We start from the raw sequence: 22,132 nt of genomic DNA, 5'->3' as shown, positions 1-22,132 counted from the left end.
CTACCAGCCCCCGATGACCAGCATCACCGCACCGATCAGCACCACGATCTGGCTGCGCCAGTCGCGGATGATGAAGACGACCGGATCGTCATGCATCTCGTTGCGGCGTGCCAGGATCCAGACGCGCATGGTGAGATAAAGCACGATCGGCGCCAGCGGCCAGATCAGCCACGGATGTGGATAAAGCTCGCGCACCGCGACACTGTCCATGTAGAGCGCCAGCACCAGCGCCGAGGAGAAGGCCGAAGCCATGCCGGCCTGAGCGACGATCTCCTGATCTTCGGTGCGATAGCCGCGGCCGGCGATGCGCTCGCCCGGCGGAATAGCCGTAGTGCGCAGTTCAACGAAGCGCTTCACCAGCGCCAGCGACAGGAAGAAGAAGATCGAGAAGGCAAGCAGCCAGAACGAGACATCGACGCCGGTCGCCGCCGCACCGGCCAGAACGCGGATCGTGTAGAGGCCGGCAAGCGTCAGCACGTCGACGAGCAGCATGCGCTTGAACGACAGCGAATAGGCCGTCGTGACCACCATGTAGCCGCCGAGCACGGCCAGGAATTCGGGCGACAAGAACAGCCCGGTGCCGATGCCGATCGCCAGAAGCACCGCGATCGCGCCAAGGCCGAACGGGATCGACAGCGCACCGCTGGCAAACGGCCTGTTGCGCTTGGTGAGGTGCTTGCGGTCGAGCGCGAGGTCGAAAAAATCGTTGAGGATGTAGATGGCCGAGGCCACCGCGCTGAACGAGACGAATGCCAGCAGGCATTGCCAGATCATGTCGATGTTGAAATATTCATGCGAGAGCACCATCGGCACGGCGATCAGCGAGTTCTTCAGCCATTGATGGACGCGCAGCATCTTGATGATGGTCCGCAAAGTCGGCTTCGGCACCGGCATCGTTTCGGCGCCATGTGCCGCTTGCCAGCGCGCGGCATGGCGGTCGGGTGCGACGACAATCGCATTGCGCGCGGCATCGAAGACCTGGAGGTCATGGCGGCTGTTGCCGGCATAGTCGAAGCCGCCATCGCCATAGGCCGCGATCAGCGAGGCGCGCTTCCTGCCCGAGGTTAGATTGGCGAGACCATCGGTGGCCAGCACCTGGTCGAAAATGCCGAGATGGGCAGCGATGGCGGCGGCGAATTTGCGCGGCGTACCGGTCGCCAGCACGATCTTACGGCCCTCGGCGTGCTCGGTCCGAAGGCGGCAAAGCAACATTTCGCGATAGGGCAGCGATGCCGGATCGATGTCGATGCGCTGCGCGATTGCCTGCTTCAGCCGCGCCGGCCCGCCGGCGGCCCAGAACGGTACAAGGAAGATATAGAGCGGGTTCTTCTTGAGAAGGATGAACAGCCCTTCCCACAACAGGTCGGTCGCGATCAGCGTGCCGTCGAGATCGACCGCAAGCGGTATTGCGTTCCTGTCCGACCGCGCATCCATATCCGTCTTGCCCTGCCCGCGTAGATTTGCGCGCCGCTTTTCGGCGTCTTGAGGCTGGTATAGCGGGGGATGGCGTAGCGAACGTTAAAACGTCCGGTTGTAGACGGCTGCCGTCGCGGTATTTCCAGCGTCATCGTTAAACAACCGCTACCGGAAACGATAAAAGGCCGAGCAAATGCCCGGCCTTTCCAATTACACCGCCACGATTACTTGATGCGGGCGACGCCGCCCGAGATTTCGACGGTTTCCGAACCGGTCAGCGCTTCGAGGTCGCCGTTCGGCAAGGTGACGAAGCAGCCATTCGGGCAAAACTCAACCGTTTCGCCACCGGCAAGCGCAAGGTCGGTTTTGCTGCCGCCCTCCGTCACGACCAGCGTGCGGGTCTCGGCGTCCTTGTTGACCGCGCTCGCGGCATGGGCCGAGCCGATGGCTGCGACCAGGGCGACGGCAGCGACGAGAGACTTCCACATGTTGCAATACCGGTGTTCCCACCGCCTCTGTTGCATTTCGCAAGGCATTTTCGCCTTTGCATGGGAGCTTATATGAGATGGAAGCTGAACCGCAACTGAATGCCGCATTCATGCCGCAATTGGTTTCGGCGGGATTTGAGGCTGGGGATTCCGAGCCTAGTCCGGATCGGGCTTCCTGGTTTTGCGGGACTTGGCCAGCCGTTTCTTCTCAACCTCGGCTTCGGCCTTTATCAACTCCTGTTCGGCGAAGTCGGCCTCGATCTTGTCGTCGTCGGTCGGCCAGGCCTTGGGCTTGTGGGCCTCGACCACCGCGCGCGGCGTCGAGGGAATCTCGATGTGTTCGCCGCTGAATCTTTCGATGACGGCAAAACGGATGTCGTTCTGCGCGATGTTGCCATTCATGACATCGGCCAGGAACACCCGGATCTCGAATTCGAGGGCGGCAGGGCCGAAATTGGAGAACAGCACGAAGGGTTCGGGGTTCTTCAGCACCATCGGGTGGCCGCGTGCGATCTCCAGCAGGACGGCATGGACCTGCTTGACGTCGCTGCCATAGGCAACGCCGACCTTGATGTCGATGCGGCCAAGCTTGTTGCGGTGCGTCCAGTTGCCGACGGCGTTGTTGATCAGGTTCGAATTGGGCAGAATCACCGACTGCCGCTGGAAGGTCTCGATCTCGGTGGCGCGCACGCTGATCTTCTTGACGGTGCCGCTGACATCGCCGGCGACGATCCAGTCGCCGACCTTGAAGGGCCGCTCGGCCAGAAGGATCAGGCCGGAGACGAAATTGGACACCACATTCTGCAGGCCAAAGCCGATACCGAGGGAAAGAGCACCGGCGACCAGTGCCAGGCTGGAGAGATCGATGCCCGCCGCCGATATGCCGACGAGTGCCGCCAGTGCCACGCCGGCATAGCCGACCGCCAGCCGGATCGAGTTGCGCACTCCGGTATCGACCTTGCCGCGCGCCATCACCGAACCGTCGAGCCAGCCCTGGAACCAGCGCGTCAGGAAATAGCCGATGATGAAGACGACGATGCCGGAGAGGATGCCGGTGACCGAAATCGTCACCGAACCGATATTGATGCCGGTTGCGAGCTTGTAGGCCCAAGCCTGGATATCGCCGGGCTGGAAACCCCACATCAGCAGGATCAGCGGCAGGAACACCAGCACGATCATCACATTGATGGCGACGCTGACGACAAGGCCGAGCTGGTCGAGGGCCGTATCCTCGTAGCTGGAATTGCCCGACAGCCAGCGCCCGACGGTCGTGTTGGCGAAAGCACCCTCCTCGCCGATCGCCTGCGCCGACAGGAAGCCGATATAGGCGGTGATGAGCACAGTGCCAGTCACGACAACCTGCAGCGAAACGAACAGAGCAAGGCCGATGTAACCGAGCAGCGCCGCGATGATGGTGAAAAGACCGAGCGCAAGCGCTGTATAGCGCAGCCATGCCGGCCACGGCCGCCAGCTTCCGTCACGCGCCTTGAACGGCCTCAGCATCGCCATCAGGATCAGGATGACGCCGACGATGATGGTGGCGCCGAAACTGCGGGCGATGGTCAGCGACAACGGCGAGCCCATCTTGTCGTTGATCACCGACAGGAAATAGTTGACGCCGATGACCACGGCCATGGCGGTCGTCAGCCGCACCAGCCAGCGCGCCGGACCCGTCTCGACGGGGATAAGACGCCAATTCGGCAGCCGCGGCTCGAGCGCCGCGTTGGTCAGCCGGTTGACGCAGAACACCACCCCGATAACGGCCGCGAGCGCATTCAGGAAGAGGCCGATGTCGCCGCGCAACACATTGTAATAGTTGAAAAAGAACACCGTTGAGGCCAGGAACACACCGACCGCCAGCGTCGGCAGCAAGGTCGACCAGAAGGCCACCGACAGGCGGCTGAGATAGGACGGGTCCTCGTTGGCAGGGTCGGCTTCGAACACACGCCCGAACAGGCGCCTGCCGCCGACCAGTAGCACCAACGCCAGCCCGAGCGCCACGAAGGTAGCCGCGAGGATGGCCTGGAACTTGAACTTGAAAGCGAAGCTCAGCCAGGACGACACTGCCTTGTAGAAATTGCTGAACTCGTCCCTCGCGTCGGAAAAAACCTGCGGGCTGAGCGCGTCGGACAGCACGTAGCGCTTGGTGAGCACATTGCGGAACAGCTCGCTGCGCATGTTGCCGATCTTGTCGATCAGCCCGCTGATGCGGATCGAAAGCGACTGAGCCTGCGAGATGACGGCGTTGATCTCCGCCTTTTCCGACACCAGCGCCTGGCGTTCGCCGCTGACGATGTCGGGCTCCGGCGGCTGGTCGGCGGCGGGTGCAGGCCCGATCTGTTCAAGCCGGCTGTTGATTTCGCCAAGACGCGTGCGGAAGGCCAGCGCGCTGGTCAGCGATTGCCGCGACAGTTCCTCGAGCTGCAGCCGGATATCGACAAGGCTGCTATCCTCCTCGGCGTCCTGCTGGATCTGCTTTTCGAAATTGTCGGTCTTGGTCGTCAGCGCCTGGATGATCTTCTGCTGGTCGGCGACCAGCCCGGCGGGCGCCTGGCCAAGCCCTTGTGCCGCCGCGTCGAACGACAGCGGCGCCAAGACGACAAGCGTGAGGATCAAAATGAGACGAAGCAATCGGAAAAGCATGGTTTGTTGGAGACTCACCGGCGCAAAAAGTAGTTTGAAAGCCTGTCCTTGATAAAGGCGGCCATATCATGGGGCAAGCCGTCGCATCCGATCGCGGGCGTCGGCCAGTCGAAAGGCAATGGCGCAATACTGGCCTTGCGCATGCGGCCTGCTCTATAGTCTGCCGCATCGCCCGAACCGGATGACAATGATGGCAGAGTACTCGGCCTTTTCGCTGCTCGCGAACGCGCTCAAGGGAAACAAGGACTGGAAACCGGCCTGGCGCAAGCCGGACCCGAAGGCGTCCTATGATGTCATCATCATCGGCGGCGGCGGTCATGGGCTGGCCACCGCTTACTACCTCGCCAAGGAACATGGCATCACCAATGTCGCCGTGCTGGAGAAGGGCTGGCTCGGCTCCGGCAATGTCGGCCGCAACACGACGGCCGTGCGTTCCAACTATCTGCTGCCGGCCAACACCCGCTTCTACGAACATTCGATGAAGCTGTGGGAGAACCTGTCGCACGAACTCAACTACAACGTCATGTTCTCGCAGCGCGGCTGCCTGAATCTGGCGCACACGCCGGCCCAGTTCGACGACTATGCCAGGCGCGGCAATGCCATGCGCCATCTCGGCGTCGATGCCGAACTGATGACGCCTGCGCAAATCAAACGCCTGATCCCGGCGCTCGACATTTCCGACAGCGCACGCTTTCCGGTGGTCGGCGGCCTGATGCAAAGGCGCGCCGGCACCGCCCGCCACGATGCGGTGGCCTGGGGCTATGCGCGAGGCGCCGACCGGCGCGGCGTCGACATCATCGAGAATTGCGAGGTCACCGGCTTCCTGCGCGACGGCGACCGCATATTAGGCGTCACCACGTCGCGCGGCGACATCCGCGCCAAGAAGGTGGCCGTTGCGGTCGCCGGCAGCACTGGACGCGTCATGCAACTGGCCGGCATCGAGACGATGCCGATCGAGAGCCATGTGCTGCAGGCCTTCGTCACCGAATCGCTGAAACCCTTCATCGACACCGTCGTCACCTTCGGCATGGGCCATTTCTACATGTCGCAGTCGGACAAGGGCGGCCTCATCTATGGCGGCGACATCGACGGCTACAACAGCTATGCCCAGCGCGGCAATTTGCCTATCGTCGACGAGGTGATGAGCGAGATGCTGGCGCTGTTTCCCGGCCTTGCCCGCGTGCGCATGCTGCGCTCCTGGGGCGGCGTCTGCGACATGTCGATGGACGGCTCGCCGATCATCACCACCGGCCCGCTGCCCGGCATGTATCTCAACTGCGGCTGGTGCTATGGCGGCTTCAAGGCGACGCCGGCTTCCGGCTGGTGCTTTGCCTGGACCATCGCCAAGGACCAGCCGCACGATTTCAACGCCCCCTTCACGCTCGACCGCTTCCACCGCGGCCTGGTGATCGACGACAAGGGCCAGGGTGCAAACCCGCGGCTGCATTAGGCATTAGGTAGAGTTCAATGTTGATCACTTGCCCTTATTGCGGCCCGCGCGACGTCATCGAGTTCACCTATCAAGGTGACGGCAACCGCGAGCGTCCCGACCCCGCTTCGCAGAATTTCGAGGCGTGGAACGCTTATGTCTATGACCGGCTGAACCCGGCCGGCGATCACAACGAGATCTGGCAGCATTCCGGCGGCTGTCGCGCGCATCTCAAGGTCGTGCGCAACACGCTGACGCATGAGATTTCCAGCGTTGCCTTTATGCGCGGTGATCATGGGCGCGGCGATCATGGTTCGGCCGCGCGCCGCAAGGCGGAGGGCAAGGCATGAGCCCGCGCCGCGCCGACGCCGGCGGCCGCATCGACCGGCTGAAAACCATCCGCTTCACCTTCGATGGCGCGCCCTACACCGGCCATGCCGGCGACACGCTGGCGTCAGCGCTGCTGGCCAAGGGCGTCACCCTCTTTGGTCGCTCGTTCAAATACCATCGCCCGCGCGGCCTGCTGACGGCAGGCGTCGAGGAACCCAACGCCCTGGTGACGGTGCTGAAGGGCGAGGTTCGCGAACCCAACATTCCGGCGACCATGGTCGAGATTCATGACGGGCTGGTGGCTATCAGCCAGAACCGCTTCCCCTCGCTCGCCTGGGACGTCAACGCCGTCAACCAGCTCGGCGGCAAGATCCTGTCGGCCGGCTTCTACTACAAGACCTTCATGGGACCAGTGTTCGGTCCGCTCAAAGGCACGCGCTTCTGGATGTTCTGCGAGCATTTCATCCGTCGCGCCGCCGGCCTCGGCAGCGCCGGATCGGCGAAGGACCCGGCCCGTTACGAGCGCATGAACGCCTTTTGCGACGTGCTGGTGGTCGGCTCCGGCCCGGCCGGGCTGATGGCAGCCAAGGCCGCCGCCGATCAGGGCGCCCGCGTCATGCTGGCCGATCTCGAGCCGCGCTTCGGCGGCTCGGCCAACTGGTCTGATGAAACCATCGATGGGGCGCCGGCCGCCGATTGGGCGCGCCGCACCGTCGCCCAACTCGAAGGCCGTGACAATGTCCGGCTTTTGCCACGCACCACGGTGTGGGGCTATTACGACAACAACACGCTTGCCGCGCTCGAACGGGTCAGCGACCACAAGGAGCAGCCAGCCAAGGGCGAACCGCGCCATCGCTACTGGGCGATCCGCGCCAAATCCGTGGTCCTGGCCACCGGTGCCTTTGAGCGCCCGCTGGTCTTCCCCGGCAATGACCGGCCAGGCGTGATGCTGGCGCATGCCGCCGAGCGCTATGCCAACGAGTTCGGTGTGCTGCCAGGCGAGCGAATCGCACTGTTCACCAACAATGACAGCGCCTATCGCGCCGCCGTCGCCTTGAAGAAGGCCGGGGCCGCGGTCGTCGCGATCGCCGATGTCAGGCCGGAGCTTTCGCCGGAGATGCGCAAGCTGGCCGCGGAGGCCGAGGCAGAGATCTTCGCCGGCCATGCCGTCGTCGCCACCGAAGGCGGCAAGGCACTGTCCGGTCTCAAGCTGCAACGCTTCGACATGACCAATGGCACGCTTACCGGCGATGCGCGCAGCATCCATGCCGATTGCCTGCTGATGTCCGGCGGCTGGTCGCCGACCATCCATCTGGCCAGCCAAGCCGGCGCCAAAGCGGAATGGAACGCCGCGCGGCAAGCTTTCCTGCCGCCGAAGCCGACACAGAAATGGATTGGTGCCGGTGCCTTCACCGGCAGCTTTTCCACCACCGAAGCGCTCGCCGAGGGCCGCGCCGCCGGCCTGGCCGCCGCGGGCGGGCAGAGCGCGCCTGCTGTGCTGCCGACCGTCGAAGCCGTACCCGGCGATCCCGATCCAGCCCCGGTGTTCGAAATCAGGGCCAAGGGCAAGAGCTTTGTCGATTTTCAGCACGACGTCACCGCAGAGGACGTGCGGCTGGCGCATCGCGAAGGCTTTGTCTCGGTCGAGCATCTGAAGCGCTACACCACGCTCGGCATGGCGACCGACCAGGGAAAAAGCTCCAACGTGCCTGGCCTTGCCATTATGGCCGAAGCGCTGGGCAAACCGATCCCCGAGGTCGGCACGACGCGCTTCCGGCCGCCCTTTGCGCCAGTGTCGATCGGCTCGCTGGCTGCGGAACGTTTTGGCGACCTCAAGCCCGAACGGCTGACGCCGATGCACGACTGGCATCTGGCCCATGGCGCGACGATGTATTCCGCCGGCCTCTGGTACCGGCCGATGATCTACGGTCATGCCGGCGAGACGGTCGAACAGGCCTATGTGCGCGAAGCCAAGGCAACGCGCGAAAGCGCCGGCATCGTCGATGTCTCGACGCTGGGCAAGATTGCCGTGCAAGGACCCGACGCCGCCCTATTCCTCGACCGCGTCTACACCAACATGTTTTCGACGCTCGCCGTCGGCAAGGCCCGCTATGGGTTGATGCTGCGCGAAGACGGCCTCGCCTTCGACGACGGCACCACCTGGCGGCTCGGCGAGCAGGATTTCCTGATGACCACCACCACGGCCAATGCCGGCAAGGTGATGCAGCATCTGGAATATTTCCTCGACGTGATCTGGCCGGACCTCAAGGTGCACGTAACCTCGGTGACCGACGAATGGGCGGGGGCTGCGATCGGCGGGCCGAAGGCCAGGCAGATCCTCGCCTCTTGCGTCATCGGCACCGCTGTCGACAACGCCACCTTGCCCTTCATGGGCATCGTGCGTGGCGAGATATCAGGCGTGCCGGTGATGATCTGCCGGCTGTCCTTCTCCGGCGAAATGGCGTTCGAGGTCTATTGCGGCGCCGGCCATGGCACGCATGTCTGGGAAGCGCTTGTTGAAGCCGGCAAACCGTTCGGGCTGGTCACCTACGGGCTCGAGGCGCTGGGCACGATGCGCATCGAAAAGGGCCATGTCACCGGCGCCGAGATCGACGGCCGCACCACGGCGCGCGACTTGCATCTCGACTGGATGCTGTCGAAGAAGAAGCCGTTCATCGGCTCGGCGATGATGGACCGCGAAGGCCTGATCGCGTCGGACCGGCTGGAACTGGTCGGCCTGATTTCGCTCGACAACCGGCCGCTCAACGGCGGCGCGCATATTGTCGAAGAGGTTGACGAAGCCAATCCGCACGGCTCGATCGGCCACATCACCGCCTGCTGCTATTCGCCGGCGCTCGGCAAGCATATCGCGCTGGCGCTGGTCAAGGGCGGCAAGGCACGGCGGGGCACGCGCGCCCATGTCTCCGATCCCTTGCGCAACCGGTTCGGGCCGGTCGAGATCGTCTCCAACCACTTCTTCGATCCGGACGGGAGCCGCATGCATGGTTGAGCGCCAATCCCCACTCGAACCGGAATTCCACGTCGGCTCGCATGGCAATTTCGAACATGGTGTCGAAATCATCCTGACCGAGACAAGGCCGGGCTCGATCGTGCAGCTCGCCGCCTGGCCCGGCGAGGAGAAGAAGCTGATCGCGGCCATCCGCACCGTCACCGGGCTTGCGCTGCCTGATGGCGCCGGCGGCGGCTTGACCGACGGCGTGAAATCGGTGTTCGGCTTCGCGCCGGGAAAGTTCACCGTTGCCGACGAGGCCGAAGAACTGGCCGCGGCCTTTGCCAAGGTCGTCACCCCGACCATCGGCACGATCACCGACCTCTCGCACGGCCGCACCGCCATTCGCATTGCCGGGCCGAAGGCCGAATGGGTGCTGGCGAAATTCTTCGCCATCGATTTCGCGCTGCCGGCCTTTCCCGTCGGCGCCGGCCGTTCGACCACCCATCACGACGTCTTCGCCCAGATCCAGCGCACCGGCGCCGACCAGTTCGACATCTATGTCTTCCGCTCGTTTGCACGCTCGTTCTGGAAGGCGCTTTGTCACGCCAGCGAAGAAGTCGGCTACGAGGTGCAATAGGCCCGCCCTGTCGGCCAGCTAGGCCTGCTGCGCGACGGCGTGCCAGTCGGCGTTCTCCAGGACGACGCGATAGCCATCGCAATCCTCGAAGGTGACCCCTTGCCTGTCCCAATAGGGATTGAAGGACGGCACCGTGGCATAGCCATGATCCTTCATGCGCTGCACGGCGGCTTCCCAGGCGTCGCGATCCGGCATGTAGAAGACGACCAGATTGTCCGCTGTCGGCGCCCTGCCGGCGTCGTGGCCATGGGCGTGGGTGAATTCGAAATGATAGGCGTCACCGGGCTGCCCGAGCATGACGCCGTCGAAGCCGTCATGGCCGCTGAAGCGAAACAGTTCCTGGAGACCGAGACCATCCCGATAGAAGCGGGTGACCGCGGCGAGATCGTTGGTTGGCCGCGCGAGGCGCAGGACGAGATGAGGTTTCATTGGGCGTCTCCTTTTTGGGTCGGATGCGAACCGGGCTGGGCTGTCTGTGAGGCAATGGTGCTTGCCCATTGCGTCACGACGAGCCCGGCTATGATGAACGCAAGTCCTGCGAAGCGGGCAATATTCACCGGCCGATGGGCAAAGCTCATCAAGGCGAAATGATCGATGACCAGCGAGGCGACCATCTGGCCGGCAATGACGGCAACGATGAAGCTCGCGGCACCGAGCCTCGGCGCCAGCAGCAGTGCGGCGGTGATGTAGACCACGCCTGCCGCGCCGCCGATCCAGATCCACCACGGACCTTTGAGCGCCATCCCGACGGAAGGAACAGGCAGCCTGAAGGCTATCATGACCGGGACGATCAGCACGACGCTGACACCCAGCGAGACGAAGGTCGCCCAGAGCGGATGGCCAAGCAGGCGGCCAAGCATGGCGTTCGCCCCTGCCTGGAAGGGCACGGCGGCCCCTGCCAGCAAAGCGGCGACAAGAAGAGAAAAACTGGGCATGCGATTGTCTCCATATCGATCAAGCCCAGTTAGGTCATCACGTTTGCATATGGAAATTCGATCATCTCACACATAATATGCATGAGATGAATAATCTCGCTGGTATCGATCTCAACCTCCTCGTCGTGCTGGAGGCCTTGCTTGCCGAACGCCACGTCTCGCGGGCGGCACTGCGACTGAAGAAGAGCCAGCCCGCTGTCAGCCATGCGCTCGCCCGATTGCGCCACCTTCTCGATGACCCGCTGCTGGTCAGGCGGGCGGGTGGCCTCGAGCCGACGGCACGCGCCATGGAAATCGCGCCGGCACTCACCGAGGCGCTCGACCGCATGCGGCACCTCCTGGCACCGGCCGGCTTCGATCCGGCGACCGAGCGCCGAACGTTTCGGCTCGCCATGTCGGACTATGGCGCCGCCGTCATCCTGCCGGCCTTGCTGCCGCTCTTGCGGGCGCGGGCGCCGCATGTCGACCTCTTGGTCAGCCAGGCGAGCCGCGAGGTGATGGTTTCGCAAATCGTCGACGGCGAGATCGATCTTGCCTTCGGCGTCTTTCCTGACCTGGATCGATCCATGCGCTCGCATCGACTGTTCGACGAGCGCTTTGCCTGTCTCGCCGATGCGGCAAGCCTCGGCGGCAAGAAGACGATGGATCTGGCGACCTATCTGGGCCGGCCGCACGCACTGGTCGATTTGCGGCCCGAGCGTCAGAGCGAAGTCGACAAGGCCTTGGCCGAACTGGGTCACAAGCGGCGGCTCTGCCTCGTCATCCCGCATTGGGGCGTGGCGCCGAGCCTGATCGCCGGCACCGACCTCGTGCTGACCGTCGCCAGCCGGATCCTGCCGGCGCCGGACAACGGGCTTTGCGTGTTCGCCTCTCCCTTCGAGATTCCGGCCTTTGAGTTCACGCAGATCTGGCACAAGCGCCGGGACGGCGACCCGGCACACCAATGGCTGCGGTCGCAGCTTCAGCACCTGCTTGACGGTTGAATGGTCCGGCGGCGCACAATGTGTTCTGGCATCAACGCCAGCCGGTTCTGCCGCTAGAGAATCCTCCCGCGTGCGCCCATTGTGGAGAGATGGCCGCCTAGCCGGCCCAAGGGATAAGAAAATCCCTTCTTCAAGAGTCGGCACATTCGTTTGGTTCGAACATCTCCATGACCGCTGAACTATCCGCCGGCGCCACGGATCGCGCCGATGTGCCGGCCAGAGCCTTGCTCCTGCTGCCGCTGACGGTCGCCTGCGGGGTGTTCATGACCAGCCTCGACCAGAATGTCGTGGTCACGGCGCTGCCCGGCATCGGCGAAAGTCTCGGCCGTCCGCCCAGCCAACTCGGCCTGCTGATCACCGTCTACGTCGCCAGCCTGATCATCTCGATGCCGCTTGGTGGTTGGGCCGCCGACCGCTTCGGCCTGCGCAACGTCTACTGTTTTGCCTTGCTGGTGTTCGCCGCCTCGTCGGCGCTCTGCGGGCTGTCTGACAACATCTGGACGCTGGTCGGCGCCCGTGCGCTGCAAGGCTTTGGCGGCGCCTTGATGGGCACGCTCGGCCAGGTCGTCATCCTGTCGACCTTCCCGCGCAGCCGCACGCTCAAGATCAACATGTATGTCTCGCTGGCCGGCCAGTCCGGCCCGCTGGTCGGCCCGCTCGTCGGCGGCGCGCTGACCACCTACATTTCCTGGCGCTGGATCTTCTTCATCAACGTGCCGTTCGCACTGGCAGCGGCAATTCTTGCCGCCTCGCTGTTTCCAACGATGACCAAGCCGGTACGCACGCCGTTCGACTTTCCGGGCTTCCTGTTGGTCGGCGGCGGCATGGTGCTGCTGGTCTTCGGCATGGATTCGCTGGCCGCCAAGGATGCGACGGGCGGTATCATTGCCGGCGAACTGGCGCTGGCGCTCGTCATCTTGACCGTCGCCTCGTTCTACTGCCTGCGCGTGCGCAATCCGCTGCTCGATCTCAAGCTCTTACGCATCCGCACCTTCCGCATTTCGTTCCTCACCGGCGGCGGGCTGGACACGATCGGCCTCAGCTCCGTCGTCTTCCTGCTGCCGCTGATGTTCCAGCTCGGCTTCGGCATGAGCGCGGTGCAGGCGGGGTCGCTGACCTTCGTCGCGGCGGTCGGCTCGGTGGCGATGCGGTTCTTCATGCCGCATGTCCTCAACCGTTTCGGCTTCCGCCGCGTGCTGGTCTACAACACGCCGATCGTCGCCGTCCTGGTCGCTGGCTTCGCCCTGGTGCAAGCGACCACCCCGGTGTGGATCGTGCTTGCCTACATCTTCGTTTTCGGCGTCTTCCGCTCCGCGCAATGGGCCTCGACCGGCAACCTCGCCTATTCCGACATCGCGCCCGAGCAGCTCGCCCGTTTCAGCGCGCTCTATTACATCTTGTGGCAGCTGGCGGTGGCTATCAGCGTCGGTCTGGCCGCGGCAGCACTGTCATTTCTGGCCGGCGGCGGCCCAGCCATCGCCGACGATTTCCGCATCCTGTTCGTGATCGAGGGCGTCATCACGCTGTGCGCGCTGCTCGCCTACCTCAAGCTGACACCGCAGGATGGCGCCCATGTCAGCGGCCATGGTGCCCATATGAACACCGAATAGTGCATGTCGCCCAAAAGTGTGTAGCGGTTTTAGGACAACGACATGCACAAGGGAAAAGTCAGCCGGCAGGCCGACCTACTCGCTGAACGTCACCCACTCCTCCAGCGGCACGCGGTCGGTGCGGAAGGCGTTTTCAGGTTTTGACGTGTCTTCATAGCCTAGCGCCATGCCGCAGACGACGATCTCCTCGTCGGGAATGTCGAGCACCGGCCGGATCTGCCGGTGATAGGGCGCGAAGGCTGCCTGTGGACAGGTGTGCAGACCCCTGCCTCTAGCTGCGACCATGATGTTCTGCAGGAACATGCCGTAGTCGATCCATGAGCCCTGGTTGAGCCGGCGGTCGATGGTGAAGATCATGCCGATGGGCGCGTCGAAGAAGACGAAGTTGCGGTCGTGCTGGGCGCGCATCTTGTCGACCTCGCGGCGACCGATGCCGAGCGCGCCATAGAGGCCGAAGCCGTTGGCGCGGCGGCGGGTGAGATACGGCTCGAAGAACTGTGTGGGGTAATAGCGGTACTCATCCCAGTCGGCCTTTTCGGCGCGAATGCCTGAATTGAGAATGGCGTCGGTGATCTGCCGTTTGGTCTCGCCCTTGGTGACATAGACCTTCCATGGCTGCATGTTGGTGCCGGACGGAGCCCGCGCTGCGACCGCCAGAATGGCGCGGATCGTGTCGTCGTCGACCATGTCGGGCAGAAATGCGCGTACCGAGCGGCGCGACAAGATCGCCTCGTCGACAATCTCGGCATCGTCCGCAATTCGGATGTTGTTTTCCAGCATGGGCCGTCCTTTACCCCTCGTCTCGATCGGACGTCCCCACTCGCCGCTCTCGGCGGAGCCTTTGCATGAACCGTCAAAATGGCGCAAGCAAATCTTGTGCATCCGTGAAAATCCGCTTGATTTTTTCATGAGGTTGATTTCTCATGAAATTTGACCGCAATTTTTCATGAAGTGAACGTTTTGCTTTCGCCTACCGCAAGAACATTGCAGGGACCTGACGAACGCGTGCTGGCCGGCGATATCAGAGCCTTACGCAGGGCGCGCGGGCTGACACTCGCCGAGATCGGCATGAAGCTTGGCCGTTCGGTCGGCTGGGTCAGCCAGGTCGAGCGCGGCCTGTCGACGCCATCGCTCGGCGACCTCAGGGCCTTCGCCGAGCTGTTCGGCGTGCCGATCAGCCTGTTCTTCAGCCATGACGTGCCTGTCGAAAGCGAGCGCGGCGTGGTTGTGCGCGCCGGCCGGCGCCGCACGCTTGGCACAAGCGAATCCGGCCTGGTGGAGGAGCTTCTGTCGCCCGATCTCGGCGGTAGCTTCGAGATGGTGCGTTCGGTCTTCGCGCCGGGCGCGGAACTGAAGGCCGAGGCGCAGCGGCCGACCGAGGAAGCCGGATACGTCGCGTCCGGACTGTTCGACATCGAGATCGCGGGTGTCTGGCATCGGCTTGGCGAAGGCGATTCCTTTCGTTTCGAAGGCAAGCCTTACCGCTGGCGCAATCCAGGCACCGAGCCTGCTGTCATCATCTGGGTGGTTTCGCCACCCGTCTATTGAGTTAAAGTTTTGGAGAAGAACATGGCGGGTTTGCCGAGCACGGCGCGCGTGGTGATTATCGGAGGCGGCGCCGTCGGCACCTCCTCGCTCTATCATCTCGCCAAGGCGGGCTGGACCGACTGCGTGCTGCTCGAAAAGAACGAGCTGACCTCGGGCTCGACCTGGCATGCCGCCGGCAACGTGCCGACCTTCTCCTCGTCCTGGTCGCTGATGAACATGCAGCGCTATTCGACCGAGCTTTATCGCGGGCTGGCCGACGCGGTCGACTATCCCATGAACTATCACGTCACCGGCTCGCTGCGCCTTGCTCATACGAAAGAGCGCATGCAGGAATTTCAGCGCGCCAAGGGCATGGGCCGCTACCAGGGCATGGACATCGACATTGTCGGCGCCGACGAAATCCAGCGCCGCTATCCTTTCATCGAGACGCATGACCTGAAAGGCGCGCTCTACGATCCGAGTGACGGCGACATCGATCCGGCGCAGCTCACCCAGGCGCTCGCCAAGGGCGCGCGCGATATGGGTGCGAAGATCATCCGCTTCTGCCCGGTCACAGGCGTGCGCCGCGAGAACGACGAGTGGGTGGTCGAGACGGCGCAAGGCGAGATCCGTTGCGAGATCGTCGTCAATGCCGCCGGCTACCGCGCCGCTGAAGTCGGCCGGATGTTCGGCCGCGACGTGCCGATGATGGTGATGAGCCATCAGTACATCCTGTTCGAGGAGATCGCCGAACTGGCGGCATGGTCGAAGGAACAGGGCAAGAAATTGCCGCTGCTGCGCGACGTCGACACTTCCTACTATCTGCGCCAGGAAAAGAACGGCATGAATCTCGGCCCCTATGAGCGCAATTGCCGTGCGCATTGGGCCACCCACAACGATCCTATGCCTGAGGATTTTTCCTTCCAGCTGTTCCCCGACGATCTCGACCGGCTGGAGCACTATCTGGCCGACGCCGTCGCCCGCGTGCCGATCCTTGGGACCGCCGGCCTGTCCAAGGTTATCAACGGACCCATCCCCTACACGCCGGACGGCAATCCGCTGATCGGGCCGATGCCTGGCGTTCCCAATGCCTTCGAGGCCTGCGTCTTCACCTTCGGCATCGCCCAGGGCGGCGGCGCCGGCAAGGTGCTGGCTGAATGGGTGACTGAGGGCCAGACCGAATGGGACATGTGGTCGTGCGACCCGCGCCGCTTCACTTCCTTCGCCTCGGCGCCGGACTACTGCCTCGCCAAGGGCATGGAAATCTACGGCAACGAATATGCCATCCAGTTCCCGCGTCATGCCTGGCCGGAAGGCCGCGACCGCAAGCTGTCGCCGATCCACGATCGCATCAAGGCGCTCGGCGCCCGCTTCGATGCCTATAATGGCTGGGAGCGCGCCACCTGGTATGCGCAAGATGGCGACGATATCTCAGAGGAAGCGACGCTGACCTTCCGCCGCGACGGACCGTGGCAGCACCGCGTGCGCGAGGAGTGCCTCGCGGTGCGCGACGCGGCCGGCATTCTCGACCTGCCGGGCTTCTCGCGCTTCAATCTCGACGGTCCTGGTGCCGCCGAGTGGCTGAGCCTGCAGGTCACCGGGCTGGTGCCGAAGCCCGGCCGCATCGGCCTCGTCTATTTCGCCGACGACAAGGGCCGCATCGTCACCGAAATGTCCGTCGTGCGTCACGATGACAACCTGATGACGCTGATCACCGCGGCCGTCGCGCAATGGCATGATTTCGAATGGCTGAAATCGCGCATGCCCAAGGACGCGCCGTTCAGGCTGATCGACCGGACCGAGGAATTCTCGACCCAGATCCTGGCCGGTCCCAACTCGCGAAAAATCCTCGCCGATGTTTGCGAAGCCGACCTCGCTCTGCCATGGCTGACGCATCAGGAAACCAAGATCGCCGGGCGCTGGGCGAAGCTTGTGCGCGTCTCCTTCGCCGGCGAACTCGGGTGGGAAATCCACACCAGGGTCGACGACACCGCCGCCATCTTCGACGCCGTCCGCGCGGCAGGCCAGCAGCATGGGCTGAAGCCGTTCGGCATGTATGCGCTGGATTCGCTCAGGCTCGAAAAAGGCTACCGCACCTGGAAGGGCGACCTGTCGACCGACTACTCGATCCTGCAGGGCGGGCTCGAGCGCTTCGTCAAATGGGACAAGCCCGACTTCCGCGGCAAGGCGGCGTTACTGAATGAAAAACAGCAAGGTGTGAAGAAGCGCTTCGTCACGCTGGTCGTCGAGAACCCCGGCGACTGCGACGCTCCATCGGTGTCGACGCTGTGGCATGACGGTCAGATTGTCGGCGAAACGACGTCGGGCGGCTGGGGCCACCGCATCGACAAGTCGATCGCACTCGGCATGCTGCGCGCCGACCTCGCGGAACCCGGCACGGCTATCGAGGTCGAAATCTTCGGCGAGCGTTTTCAGGCGATCGTGCAGAAGGACGAGCCGCTTTGGGATCCCAAGAACGAGAGGCTGCGCGCATGAAGAAAATCATTCTCACCGATGGCGGCATGGGCCAGGAACTGGTGCGCCGCAGCAAGTCCGAGCCGACGCCGCTTTGGTCGGCCAGGGTGCTGATCGATGAGCCCGATCTGGTGCGCGACCTGCACGCGGAATTCATCCGCGCCGGTGCCCGTGTCATCACCATCAACACCTATTCGGCGACCCCCGAACGCCTGGCGCGCGAGGGTGCGGAAGACCTGTTCAAGCCGTTGCAGAAGCGCGGTATCGAATTGGCTAGGCAAGCCCGTGACGAAGCCGGCGACACCGCGATCGCCGGCTGCTTGTCGCCGCTGTTCGGCAGCTACGCGCCGGCGCTGACCATTTCCTATCAGGACACGCTCGATATCTACCGCCGCATCGTTGCCGAGCAGGCCGACGGCGTCGACCTGTTCTTGTGCGAAACCATGGCGTCAGCGGACGAGGCCCGCGCAGCGGTCACCGCTGCATCGGAAAGCGGCAAGCCGGTATGGGTGTCGTGGACGCTGGCCGATCACGGCAAACCGCACCTGCGCAGCGGCGAGGCGATAGCCACCGCGGCCAGCGCGCTCGACGGCCTGACTGTCGCCGCGCGGCTGGTCAATTGCTGCCGGCCCGAAGCGATCGCCGCGGCCTTGCCTGAACTGATCGGCCTCGGCGGCCCGGTCGGTGCCTACGCCAATGGCTTCACCTCCACCGAAGCGCTCAAGCATGGCGGCACCGTCGATGTGCTGCATGCTCGTCACGACCTCGGCCCGGATGCCTATGCCGACCAGGCGATCGGCTGGGTGGAGGCTGGCGCCAGCATCGTTGGCGGCTGCTGCGAAGTCGGACCGCCGCATATCGCGGCTCTGCGCGACCGGCTCGAACAGGCCGGCTACGAAATTTCGGGAGTTTTGCATGCCTAGACCATCATCGCGCATCTCCGGCATCGTGCCTTCGGGCAAGGACGGCTGGGAAGTCCATTTCGCCGCCTGGACCCGCAAGGAGGCCGGCGAAGACATCATCATGCTGTCGGTCGGCGACCATGATTTCGATACGCCTTCGCAGACGATCGAAGCCTGTGTGACCGCTGTTCGCGGCAGCAATCATCACTACACCCCGCTTCCCGGCTTGCCGCGCCTGCGCAAGGCGATGGCGGCGGCCTCGAGCGCCTGCACCGGCGTCGAGACGTCGCCGGATCAGGTCATCGCCACGCCGGGCGGCCAGGCCGCACTCTACGCGGCCGTGCAGGGCGTGCTCGACCAGGGCGACCACGCCATCGTGGTGGCGCCCTACTACGCCACCTATCCCAACACGTTCAGCGCCGCCGGCGCCGATTTCACCGTCGTCGAGACGCCGGCCGAGGACGGCTTCCAGCCACGGGCCGACATGATCCGCGCTGCAATCCGGCCGAACACGCGCGCCATCCTGATCAACACGCCGAACAACCCGACCGGTGCGGTCTATTCGCGCGAGCGGCTGGAGCAGTTGGCCCAAGTCTGCCGGGAGCACGACCTCTGGCTGCTGTCGGACGAAGTCTATTGGACGCTGGGCGGCGGTGAGCATGTCTCGCCGCGCTCGCTGCCAGGCATGGCCGAGCGCACTCTGGTCATCAACTCGATGTCCAAGAGCCACGGCATGACCGGCTGGCGCATGGGCTGGCTGACCGGTCCGGAGGAGATGATCACGCTGATGATCAATCTCAATCTGGTGACGACCTACGGCCTGCCAGCTTTCATCTCCATCGCCTGCAGCGAGGCGCTTGAAAACCGTTACGGCGTCAGGGAAATCGCCGAACGTTACGCGGCACGCCGCACCGTTTTGCTCGACGCCGTACGCGGCATGAACGATGTCACCGTGCGCGGTTCGGAGGGCGGCATGTATGTCATGCTCGACATATCAGCCGTCGAACCAGACGATGAGAAATTCGCCTGGGCCTTGCTCGACAAGGAAAATGTCGGCGTGATGCCCGGCTCCAGCTTCGGCGAGGCGGCCGCCGGCCACATTCGCGTCAGCCTCTGCCAGCCCGAACCCGTTCTGCAGGAAGCTGCACTTCGTCTGCGCCGTTTTGCTTCCAGCTACCGCCGTGAGGCCGCATGACCGCCAAGGCCATCCCCACAAAGGCACGCGCCGTCATCATCGGCGGCGGCGTTTCCGGCTGTTCGGTCGCCTATCATCTGGCCAAGCTCGGCTGGACCGACATCGTGCTGCTGGAACGCAAGCAGCTGACCTCGGGCACGACCTGGCATGCCGCCGGCCTGATCGGCCAGTTGCGCGGCTCGCAGAACATGACGCGACTGGCGAAATATTCCGCCGATCTCTACGTCAAGCTGGAAGCCGAGACCGAAGTCGGCACCGGCATGCGCCAGGTCGGCTCGATCACCGTGGCGTTGACCGAAGAGCGCAAGCACGAGATCTACCGGCAGGCGTCGCTGGCGCGCGCCTTCGATGTCGATGTCCGCGAGATTTCGCCCAGGGAAGTCAGCGAGATGTACCCGCATCTCAATGTTTCCGATGTCGTCGGCGCCGTGCATCTGCCGCTCGACGGCCAATGCGACCCCGCCAACATCGCCATGGCCCTGGCCAAGGGCGCCCGCCAGCGCGGCGCCACCATCGTCGAGAATGTGAAGGTCACCAAGGTCCACACCAAGGCCGGCCGCGTCACCGGCGTGTCCTGGGCACAGGGCGAAGACCAAGGCACGATCGAAGCCGACATCGTCGTCAATTGCGCCGGCATGTGGGCGCGCGAACTGGGCGCACAGAACGGCGTCACCATCCCGCTGCACGCCTGCGAGCATTTTTATCTCGTCACCGAGCCGATCCCCGGCCTCACCCGCCTGCCGGTGCTGCGCGTGCCCGACGAGTGCGCCTACTACAAGGAGGACGCCGGCAAGATGATGCTGGGCGCCTTCGAGCCGGTGGCAAAACCCTGGGGCATGGACGGCATTCGTGAGGATTTTTGTTTCGACCAATTGCCGGAGGACATGGAGCATTTCGAGCCGATCCTCGAAATGGGCGTCAACCGCATGCCGATGCTGGCGACCGCCGGCATCCACACCTTCTTCAACGGCCCCGAGAGTTTTACGCCCGACGACCGCTACTATCTCGGCGAGGCGCCGGAACTGTCCGGCTATTGGATGGCGACCGGCTACAATTCGATCGGCATCGTCTCCTCCGGCGGCGCCGGCATGGCGCTGGCGCAGTGGATCAACGATGGCGAAGCGCCCTTCGACCTATGGGAAGTCGACATCCGCCGCGCCCAGCCGTTCCAGAAGAACCGCCGCTATTTGAAGGAGCGCGTCTCCGAAACGCTCGGCCTGCTCTATGCCGACCATTTTCCCTACCGCCAGATGGCGACCTCGAGGAATGTCCGTCGCTCGCCGCTGCATGAGCATCTGAAGGCGCGCGGCGCGGTGTTCGGCGAAGTCGCCGGCTGGGAGCGTGCCAACTGGTTTGCCCGTGAGGGCCAGGAGCGCGAATACCGCTATTCCTGGAAGCGCCAGAACTGGTTCGACAACCAGCGCGAGGAACACCTCGCGGTCAGGAACGGCGTCGGCCTGTTCGACATGACCTCGTTCGGTAAGATCCGCGTCGAGGGCCGCGACGCCTGCGCCTTCCTGCAAAGACTATGCGCCAACGATATGGACGTGGCAGCGGGCAAGATCGTCTACACCCAGATGCTCAACCAGCGCGGCGGCATCGAGAGCGACCTGACGGTCTCGCGCCTGTCGGAGACGGCGTTCTTTCTCGTCGTCCCAGGCGCCACGCTGCAGCGTGACCTCGCCTGGCTGCGCCGCCATGTCGGCGAGCAGTTCGTCGTCGTCACCGATGTGACGGCGGCCGAAAGCGTGCTCTGCCTGATGGGACCGGATGCGCGAAAACTGATCCAGAAGGTCAGCCCCAACGATTTCTCCAATGAGAAAAATCCGTTCGGCACATTCCAGGAGATCGAGATCGGCATGGGCCTGGCCCGCGCCCACCGCGTCACCTATGTCGGCGAACTCGGCTGGGAACTCTACGTCTCGACCGATCAGGCAGCCCATGTCTTCGAAGCGATCGACGAGGCGGGCGCGGACGTCAGCCTGAAACTCTGCGGTCTGCACACGCTGGATTCCTGCCGCATCGAGAAAGCCTTCCGGCATTTCGGCCATGACATCACTGACGAGGACAATGTACTGGAAGCCGGCCTCGGCTTCGCGGTGAAGACGGCCAAGGGCGACTTCATCGGCCGCGATGCCGTGCTACGCAAAAAGGAAGTCGGCCTGTCACGCCGGCTGGTCCAGTTCCGGCTGAAGGATCCAGAGCCCCTGCTCTTCCACAACGAGGCGATCCTGCGCGACGGCAAGATCGTCGGCCCGATCACATCAGGCAATTATGGCCATCACCTCGGCGGTGCCGTCGGGCTGGGCTATATCGAGTGCCGGGGCGAGAGCGAAGCGGATGTGCTGGCCTCGTCCTACGAGATCGAGATTGCCGGCGAGCGTTTCGCGGCGGAAGCGTCGGTGAAGCCGATGTATGATCCGAAGTCGGAGCGGGTAAGGATGTAGCGCTTCTTACCCTCCCCCTTGTGGGGAGGGTCGGCTCGCAGCCGAAGCGAAGCGCAGGTTGCGAGACGGGGTGGGGGTGCGCCCTACGAGACCCCCACCCAGCTTCGCAAAAGCCGCCTTCGCGGCTTTTGCGAAGCGACCCTCCCCACAAGGGGGAGGGTA

Annotated in this window: 18 protein-coding genes; 11 read left to right on the top strand and 7 right to left on the bottom strand. The window is 63.9% G+C overall.

Annotated features, from left to right (window positions below):
- The 4 genes from ACSQ3L_RS16960 to ACSQ3L_RS16945 form a co-directional block, all read right to left on the bottom strand.
- Entirely contained in the window at positions 1-1,434 is a 1,434-nt protein-coding gene (locus tag ACSQ3L_RS16960; RefSeq protein WP_436161001.1) for a UbiA family prenyltransferase, read from the bottom strand.
- 206 nt (positions 1,435-1,640) lie between these two features.
- Positions 1,641-1,904, bottom strand: coding sequence for a hypothetical protein (locus ACSQ3L_RS16955; RefSeq protein ID WP_056596396.1), 264 nt, complete (start codon positions 1,902-1,904; stop codon positions 1,641-1,643).
- A 156-nt stretch (positions 1,905-2,060) separates the two neighbouring features.
- The gene (locus ACSQ3L_RS16950; protein ID WP_436161000.1) at positions 2,061-4,547 is read right to left on the bottom strand and encodes a mechanosensitive ion channel domain-containing protein; all 2,487 of its coding nucleotides are present in this window, start codon (positions 4,545-4,547) and stop codon (positions 2,061-2,063) included.
- Between the two features lie 14 nt (positions 4,548-4,561).
- Positions 4,562-4,690, bottom strand: a complete 129-nt coding sequence (locus tag ACSQ3L_RS16945) for a hypothetical protein (RefSeq protein WP_436160999.1) — start codon at positions 4,688-4,690, stop codon at positions 4,562-4,564.
- Positions 4,691-4,737: 47 nt separating this feature from the next.
- Here ACSQ3L_RS16945 and ACSQ3L_RS16940 point away from each other — a divergent pair, with 47 nt between their 5' ends.
- From ACSQ3L_RS16940 to ACSQ3L_RS16925, 4 genes are read left to right on the top strand one after another with little or no spacing between them, the layout of a single operon-like run.
- Positions 4,738-5,997 (top strand): sarcosine oxidase subunit beta, encoded by a 1,260-nt coding sequence (locus tag ACSQ3L_RS16940; RefSeq protein ID WP_436160998.1) that lies wholly within the window; start codon positions 4,738-4,740, stop codon positions 5,995-5,997.
- Between the two features lie 17 nt (positions 5,998-6,014).
- Positions 6,015-6,326, top strand: coding sequence for a sarcosine oxidase subunit delta (locus ACSQ3L_RS16935; RefSeq protein WP_436160997.1), 312 nt, complete (start codon positions 6,015-6,017; stop codon positions 6,324-6,326).
- Complete coding sequence (locus tag ACSQ3L_RS16930) at positions 6,323-9,316, top strand: sarcosine oxidase subunit alpha (protein WP_436160996.1); 2,994 nt, start codon at positions 6,323-6,325, stop codon at positions 9,314-9,316. The genes ACSQ3L_RS16935 and ACSQ3L_RS16930 overlap by 4 nt, the downstream gene beginning before the upstream one ends.
- A complete protein-coding gene (locus ACSQ3L_RS16925) occupies positions 9,309-9,896 on the top strand; it encodes a sarcosine oxidase subunit gamma (RefSeq protein WP_436160995.1) in 588 nt (195 codons plus the stop codon). Before ACSQ3L_RS16930 ends, ACSQ3L_RS16925 begins: the two co-directional genes overlap by 8 nt.
- Positions 9,897-9,914: 18 nt before the next feature.
- Here ACSQ3L_RS16925 and ACSQ3L_RS16920 read toward each other — a convergent pair whose 3' ends face one another.
- Both ACSQ3L_RS16920 and ACSQ3L_RS16915 read right to left on the bottom strand, forming a co-directional pair.
- Positions 9,915-10,325, bottom strand: coding sequence for a VOC family protein (locus ACSQ3L_RS16920; RefSeq protein WP_436160994.1), 411 nt, complete (start codon positions 10,323-10,325; stop codon positions 9,915-9,917).
- Positions 10,322-10,831: a DMT family transporter gene (locus ACSQ3L_RS16915; protein ID WP_436160993.1), complete on the bottom strand. Its 510-nt coding sequence runs from the start codon at positions 10,829-10,831 to the stop codon at positions 10,322-10,324. Before ACSQ3L_RS16915 ends, ACSQ3L_RS16920 begins: the two co-directional genes overlap by 4 nt.
- A gap of 86 nt (positions 10,832-10,917) precedes the next feature.
- Between ACSQ3L_RS16915 and ACSQ3L_RS16910 the strand changes: the two genes are divergently transcribed.
- Positions 10,918-11,814, top strand: coding sequence for a LysR family transcriptional regulator (locus ACSQ3L_RS16910; protein ID WP_436160992.1), 897 nt, complete (start codon positions 10,918-10,920; stop codon positions 11,812-11,814).
- Positions 11,815-11,981: 167 nt separating this feature from the next.
- On the top strand, positions 11,982-13,424 hold the full coding sequence (locus ACSQ3L_RS16905; RefSeq protein ID WP_436160991.1) for an MFS transporter: 1,443 nt from the start codon (positions 11,982-11,984) through the stop codon (positions 13,422-13,424).
- 75 nt (positions 13,425-13,499) lie between these two features.
- Here ACSQ3L_RS16905 and ACSQ3L_RS16900 read toward each other — a convergent pair whose 3' ends face one another.
- Entirely contained in the window at positions 13,500-14,204 is a 705-nt protein-coding gene (locus ACSQ3L_RS16900) for a nitroreductase (protein ID WP_436160990.1), read from the bottom strand.
- Between the two features lie 225 nt (positions 14,205-14,429).
- Between ACSQ3L_RS16900 and ACSQ3L_RS16895 the strand changes: the two genes are divergently transcribed.
- Genes ACSQ3L_RS16895 through ACSQ3L_RS16875 form a run of 5 tightly spaced genes read left to right on the top strand, consistent with a single transcriptional unit; the run spans position 14,430 to position 21,970 of the window.
- On the top strand, positions 14,430-14,972 hold the full coding sequence (locus tag ACSQ3L_RS16895; protein WP_436163465.1) for a helix-turn-helix domain-containing protein: 543 nt from the start codon (positions 14,430-14,432) through the stop codon (positions 14,970-14,972).
- Between the two features lie 21 nt (positions 14,973-14,993).
- On the top strand, positions 14,994-17,447 hold the full coding sequence (locus ACSQ3L_RS16890; RefSeq protein WP_436160989.1) for a GcvT family protein: 2,454 nt from the start codon (positions 14,994-14,996) through the stop codon (positions 17,445-17,447).
- Complete coding sequence (locus tag ACSQ3L_RS16885) at positions 17,444-18,349, top strand: homocysteine S-methyltransferase family protein (RefSeq protein WP_436160988.1); 906 nt, start codon at positions 17,444-17,446, stop codon at positions 18,347-18,349. The genes ACSQ3L_RS16890 and ACSQ3L_RS16885 overlap by 4 nt, the downstream gene beginning before the upstream one ends.
- A complete protein-coding gene (locus ACSQ3L_RS16880) occupies positions 18,342-19,523 on the top strand; it encodes a pyridoxal phosphate-dependent aminotransferase (RefSeq protein WP_436160987.1) in 1,182 nt (393 codons plus the stop codon). Before ACSQ3L_RS16885 ends, ACSQ3L_RS16880 begins: the two co-directional genes overlap by 8 nt.
- Complete coding sequence (locus ACSQ3L_RS16875) at positions 19,520-21,970, top strand: GcvT family protein (RefSeq protein ID WP_436160986.1); 2,451 nt, start codon at positions 19,520-19,522, stop codon at positions 21,968-21,970. The genes ACSQ3L_RS16880 and ACSQ3L_RS16875 overlap by 4 nt, the downstream gene beginning before the upstream one ends.
- Positions 21,971-22,132: the final 162 nt, after the last annotated feature.

This window comes from Mesorhizobium sp. LjRoot246 (assembly GCF_964254115.1).
Classification (GTDB): Bacteria; Pseudomonadota; Alphaproteobacteria; order Rhizobiales; family Rhizobiaceae; genus Mesorhizobium.
Note: the sequence above shows the minus strand (reverse complement) of the source record. Positions and strands in the feature narration are given on the sequence as shown.